Raw genomic sequence first — 5750 nt, 5'->3', positions numbered from 1 at the left:
AATTTCTAACAGGCTTACAATCACTCCGGCGATCGGCACGGCTAGTAACACACCCAGGAGTCCCGCGATCTGAGTGCCTACCAGCAGTGCGAAAAAGATTACGACTGGATGTAGATGCACTGTGCTTTGCATAACACGCGGCGAAATTAAATTATCCTGAACTTGTTGCAGCAGAATTGAAACGACCAGCACTTTGAGGGCAGTCAGCCAGCCGCTCTGCACCAGAATAATTAGACAAGCAATACTCACGCCCAGCGTTGCTCCGATCCCAGGAATCAGATCAAACAATCCTACAATCACCGCCAGAACCAGAGCAAAGGGAATCTGGAAGATTTCAAACACTAGAAAACTGGCGCAGGTCAGCAGAATAGAAATAATAATCTGTCCTCGAATAAACCCTAGAAAATTGGTTTGAATTGCCTGAGCAACTCGCCTGCGGTGGGCATGAGGAACCGTCTTGAGTAGCCACCCCCAGAGCCTTGCGCCATCAATCAGCATGAAAAACGCAACGACCAGAATAATAATAAAGGTGACATAGTTGCTGAGCAGCGCAGGAATCGAGTTCACTGCAAAGCTGAGCGCAGACGCCAACAAATTTTGAATCTGCTGTTCCAGGGGTTCCAAATCGAGCGGAATGTCACGAGCTAGCAGCAGGTTCTCAAGACGAGTGAGCGGATTTTGAGAAGATCCCAGTGCAGTAATCACTGTTGTAATCAGCTGCTGAAGCTGGCTTGCAAGCGCAATTCCGGCACTCACCGCAATCACGACGAGCGACAATAAACTAAGCACAATCACCACGCCAAGTGCGGCACTGCGTCCAAGAAACCGTTCCAGATATCGCACCGGATAGTTGAGCAAAAGCGCAAGAATTGCTGCAAACGTAAAGGTAAAAATAACGTATTCAAAATACTGCAATAGCTGAACTAACGCCCAACCCGAAGCAAACAGCAACAGAAAACGGACGAGAGAACTCGTACTGAACCGATCCCAGAGATTCACGACATCGGTGCGCTTGTTTTGAGTTTCATTCATCCTCAGATTCCTGCCCATTTATTCGCTATCGCGTCCACATCATGGCTATTTGCTGGACAAAGAAAATCCGCTCGCCGCAGAACTCTTCCCTCACACCCCATTCAAACTTTGTAACAGATCGCTATCTGATTCTTTCACTAGAAGGCAGGATCTGGATATCGCTCAAGAGGTAAGTTAATTGATTCCTCCGATCGGTAGAGAACTATTGCAAAGCGGATTAGGTCGGGGTTTGAGTGGGAGTCTGAGTGGGGGTTTGCGTTGGGGTTTGAGCCAGATTCGATCGAGCCGCTGCAAGAAACTGCCGTGCCCTACGAAGAAGCGTCAGCACCAGCACAATTACCAGCACTCCGGTTGCGACCGGCAGCGTAATCGCCAGAACCGCCAGTCCGATCGCGAGCACTAGCTCGATCGTGGCAAAGATGGGGTTGGTCAGCCCGACCGAAATCGAGGTGGAAATCAGGCGCAGAATATTGTTCATGCCCTTGGTTAAGCCTGCTGTGCCTCCGCCCGCGATAATGGCTAGCGTCCACTGAAGCAGCGGATTCAGCCCGGAGGTTGCCAGCGCAGTGACCAGGGTTCCGGCAATCACGGCGGCAGGCGTAGCGATCGTATCAAGCAGATGGTCTAACCAGGGAATGTAGTAGCCGATGACCTCTAGCAGGCTTGCGGCTGCCAGCACAATCAGAGCTTGATTGGTTTCAATCCAGTCGAAGTTGGTAGGCAGATCAATATGTCCCAGTACCGCAGCCACACTCAAAACAAAAAACGGCACAAAAACTCGAAATCCTGTTGCCGCGCTCAAACCAATGCCCAGCAGCAGATCAACTAATGTTTCCCAGTTCATCATGGGATTTACTACTCCTTTATATCAGCATCAGATTTATCAGCATCAGACCATTAGGGGATAGGTGAGTATGAGGACACGTGGAATATGAGGATGCGTGAGAAGTTATAAACGAAACAGTACAATCCGATCCTATCCCGCTAAACACATCTCTTGAGCCGTTTTTAGGTTCACTGCTTAACCTGGTGTTCTTCAGAACTACTCATTGTTTGATTCATTGTTCGATCGACGCCCTGGCTGCTTAACCAAGTCAACCAGTCGAGCAACTCTTCCTTAGTTAACATGGCGCGGCTGGGTTTAGTATATCGATGCAAAAGCCGATCGCGAATCTGGTCGTGCTTCCACCGTAGCCGCCTAATCTCTACAGAGACAAATACCAGCAAATCAGATAGATCGTCTGATGAATGCTGAAATGAATCTTTAGCTAGGTTTCTGAATGAATGCTGAAATAAATCGAAAGGTGAATGAACGGCGATCGAATTAGACAGGAGATTTTCAGATTCAGAGGAAGGTTGAACGCAGTCAGGAAGAACCTGAGCCAAATCATGGGCATGTACAGCTTGAGAACCTGTTGAGTGAACAGGACAACTGTTGATTTGCTGAACGTGCTGGCAAGATTTTGCTTCTGCAATCAGGATAGGATCGCCCGAATTAAGATACTGCTGAAGTCTAGATTCATACTGCTCTTCACGGCGAGCAATTTGAGAAGCCTGGAGAATTCGCTCAGACGATCGATCGCTAGAACCCTCTTCAGAAGAGACATTACCACCATTACTGGGGAATAAGCTTGTACAGCTCAGACCGTTCGAACTGGTTTCCAATTGATCGGACGGTCTAGCTGAAAGTGAAGTTGGGGGGTGCGGGGGGTTTTCCACAGCTAAATCGTTTTCCACAGCCAGGCAGCTTTCCACCTGCTCAGGATGCCACAGGTCACGATGGCGATAAAGCGAAGCTCCACCAATGCCGTATTGCAATAACGCCTGAAACCGAGCTGTTGTTTTTGCAGGCAAGCTGTCTCTTTCTAAAAGATCCACGATCGCCCGTCGAATTTTTTCTCTAGCGGATTCTGACTGTTGCTGATTCCAGGAAAGAAGCTGCTCACGTGTAGCCTTTGCCTCAGGAGCCTGAGCAGTACTGCGATGAGTGTAGTGAAAGTAATGGCTATTCTCGGCGCAGCTCGCCCATTCTGCGGCACGGTGTTCGATTTCATGCTGATGTCTGCACCAATCTCGATATCCTGGAAGTGATCGAGCAATGGAAACAATTTGATCGATTAGAGCCTGTCCAGTAAGGGGTTCACCGCCCTGTGTAACATGATGAAAAACATACGTTCTCAGAGCAATGCGTCCTAATAAGCGATTTGTTTGTCCATGTGCGGTCCAACCCTGTTCGATTTCAGTATCGAGATCGTTCAAAAACTTATCTGCTTTTCCTGAAATTCGATAGTGTCTGTGTTTGTTTTGCTTAAGAAGCTGGCGTAAAACTTTTGTCTCAACAGAATTGCACGACTGAACAAACCGCCATTGCTGCACAAAGCGCGATCGATCGCTCCAAACGGTCTCAAAATTCTGATTCAGTAAGTAGGAACCTGCCTGCATTGGCAAGCGGTGGGCATTGAAGAGCGTCGGCTTTTTCGTAGTGCTGAAAGGCTTGGGATTGGGAAAGAGTTCGAGCTGTCCGGGCTTGAGCTTAAATCCTGCGTTCTCTAATAAGGCTGCCACGCAAGCAGCTAAGTCCCAGGAGCTGCGAGCATCTTGAAACGGTAAATACAGGTGAATGCCGCCGCGATAGCTCGACTGACAGGCAAGGTACGCCGTGAAGCCAAGCGGCTCTAGAGCAGCCATCATCCGCCCGATCGCAAACGAATCAGCCTGGGGATGATAGGCACTACCTGTGTCAATATCCAGCAGGCAATAGCGCGTCTGAGAGCTAAACCGCACTCCATACAGCGCAGCTCCCTGAAGAATCAAACGATCGGATAAAGGATAGCGGCTCTCGGTTTGCCAGTGAGGGGATTGAGACGGTTCGGGATGCTCCGCGTAAATGAAATCAAATCGATGCGGAAATAGAGCAAGAAACTCATCTCCCTGCTCTAAGACATAGCGAAACGCTTCCGTGGCAACAGACGCGACGATGCTGCACCTCATTGAAATCGATCGCGCCTATTGTGTCAGGTTTGTCTTAAGCAAACAGGAGGCCGGATCAGTCTGATCAGACTGTTTAAAGCTTGTCTCATCGACCTACAACCCTTGTGGAATCAAGGCTTTAAATATTACAGGTGACGAGATCTGGAGAAAAAGTGACTTGATCCAGAGGCGATCGTGCTAGGATTGGGAGCCGTTTGTCTCACGCCAAAAGCTGGGCGAGCGGAGGGATTGCTGTCTTTTTTCAGCAGAAGTTGATCTGAGACAAAGCAAAGTTCCTCAGCTGGTTCTACTTATCAACAGGTTGAGTAGGAAACCGTGGGAGATGGTCAGGCAACACTAGATATAGAGCTACCTCTTTTGCTGGGTTAAATAGAAAAAGAAGAGAAACTCGGTTTTAGTGATGCGATACGGAGCCGTCTGTCTCACCTTTTTCGGGAAAAATGAGAAACCTAGAGTGCAAGTAAGCTGCAAGTCGGTTGTTCTAAAGTCATTGATTTCCCCCGTTTCCCAGTTCTTGGGGCTCCTTCATCTCTAAATTAGCGCTCAGAGGCAATCGAATTTTGTCTTTTTGAGAGCAAACAGTTGTATTACTTGTCTTACTAAATTCGATGTCGGATGAATGCCTCGCCCTTGAATGGTGGAAGAGTGCTGCAAGAATCAAGCAATTGAAAATCCACCAGCGTTATCCACCAGGATTGAGAAATTTGAGGGGCAGTGCCGTTCTACCAACATTTATCACCACACTTCCAGTCACCCCACTTCCAGCGCAAGAAGTAGCGACATACGGAGCAGTCTGTCTCACAAGTAAGAATTATCCCTCTTCCAGAGGAACCAATCGGGTGATTGCTTTAGTTAGGCTTCAGGTTACATTAAATATATCGAAAGCAAATGTATTGAAAGCAATCGACAGCATCTTCCTCAAAACCACTTCATTGCTTGAGGTTTGATGCTAAAAATTAATTTCCTTTGTTTCACCCCTCACCCCCAGAATAGAAGTTATGGAACTCCAGTATCGAGGCGTTCGCTACAGCCTAAATTCCAATTCAATGACCGTTGAGAATGCATCAGTGAGCGGACAATATCGCGGTGCGAAAGTTAGATTTCATCAGCCGATTCACAAGCTGGCAATTCAGCAGGTTCTACACCTAATGTATCGCGGAACTAAGTTTGACGAAGCGATTGGTACACCGATCGCCTAACTCCTCGCTTGCTCCAATTCTCAGCCCTCATCTCTAAGCGATCTTTAAAGTCAACGCTTCCTAAGGTTAATCGATCGACCTAGCTCAAGGGCTAGGTTTTTTGTTGTCTTGAAGATTGCTTTAGTTGACTGCAGCCCACATCCAGGTCAGAACAAACATAAGTCCAATTCCTACTAGGAAATCCGGTTTTTCCTGCCATAGCTGATGGAATCGGTCGCGGACAAACCGGAAGAAAAAGCGTCGTTCTTGTCCCAGTTCTGTCATGTATTGCGCGACTTTTACATCCACTTCTTCGATCGAGACCTCACCTCGTTTATAGGCAGCGTCCAGGGTATCCAGCTTTTGCCAGTACTCTTTTGTGGACTCCATTAAGTTAGGAACCATGCTTTTAAACCCAACAATTACTTCAGTGGTCGAACTTGGATTAACCCTAACGCGATGCTGAGGGAAAATTAGTCTGCATAGAGTTAGAAGCGGTTTTTATCAATGGTTAGAACTCCCGCTGTTATGAAAAGTTTGCGACCGCCC

General features: G+C 47.8%; 5 protein-coding genes. 1 reads left to right on the top strand and 4 read right to left on the bottom strand.

The annotated features are described in order from the left end of the window. The 3 genes from H6F80_RS15600 to H6F80_RS15590 form a co-directional block, all read right to left on the bottom strand. On the bottom strand, window positions 1–1032 hold a 1032-nt coding region (locus H6F80_RS15600), incomplete at its 3' end, for an AI-2E family transporter (RefSeq protein ID WP_190792448.1). A gap of 217 nt (window positions 1033–1249) precedes the next feature. After that, complete coding sequence (locus H6F80_RS15595; RefSeq protein ID WP_190792447.1) at window positions 1250–1879, bottom strand: DUF4126 domain-containing protein; 630 nt, start codon at window positions 1877–1879, stop codon at window positions 1250–1252. Window positions 1880–2046: 167 nt separating this feature from the next. Then, the gene (locus tag H6F80_RS15590) at window positions 2047–4023 is read right to left on the bottom strand and encodes a hypothetical protein (protein ID WP_190792446.1); all 1977 of its coding nucleotides are present in this window, start codon (window positions 4021–4023) and stop codon (window positions 2047–2049) included. A gap of 998 nt (window positions 4024–5021) precedes the next feature. On the opposite strand from H6F80_RS15590, the gene H6F80_RS15585 reads away from it, so the two are divergent. Beyond that, complete coding sequence (locus H6F80_RS15585) at window positions 5022–5222, top strand: DUF4278 domain-containing protein (RefSeq protein WP_190792445.1); 201 nt, start codon at window positions 5022–5024, stop codon at window positions 5220–5222. A 120-nt stretch (window positions 5223–5342) separates the two neighbouring features. Here H6F80_RS15585 and H6F80_RS15580 read toward each other — a convergent pair whose 3' ends face one another. Continuing rightward, a complete protein-coding gene (locus tag H6F80_RS15580) occupies window positions 5343–5606 on the bottom strand; it encodes a hypothetical protein (protein ID WP_190792444.1) in 264 nt (87 codons plus the stop codon). Window positions 5607–5750: the final 144 nt, after the last annotated feature.

Source organism: Leptolyngbya sp. FACHB-711 (assembly GCF_014695615.1).
GTDB lineage: Bacteria > Cyanobacteriota > Cyanobacteriia > Elainellales > Elainellaceae > Leptolyngbya_A.
Note: the sequence above shows the minus strand (reverse complement) of the source record. Positions and strands in the feature narration are given on the sequence as shown.

Coding starts and splice junctions, on each gene's coding strand:
- H6F80_RS15590 (WP_190792446.1), bottom strand. CDS start 4,023: ATGAGGTGCAGCATCGTCGCGTCTGTTGCCACGGAAGCGTTTCGCTAT.
- H6F80_RS15580 (WP_190792444.1), bottom strand. CDS start 5,606: ATGGTTCCTAACTTAATGGAGTCCACAAAAGAGTACTGGCAAAAGCTG.
- H6F80_RS15585 (WP_190792445.1), top strand. CDS start 5,022: ATGGAACTCCAGTATCGAGGCGTTCGCTACAGCCTAAATTCCAATTCA.
- H6F80_RS15595 (WP_190792447.1), bottom strand. CDS start 1,879: ATGATGAACTGGGAAACATTAGTTGATCTGCTGCTGGGCATTGGTTTG.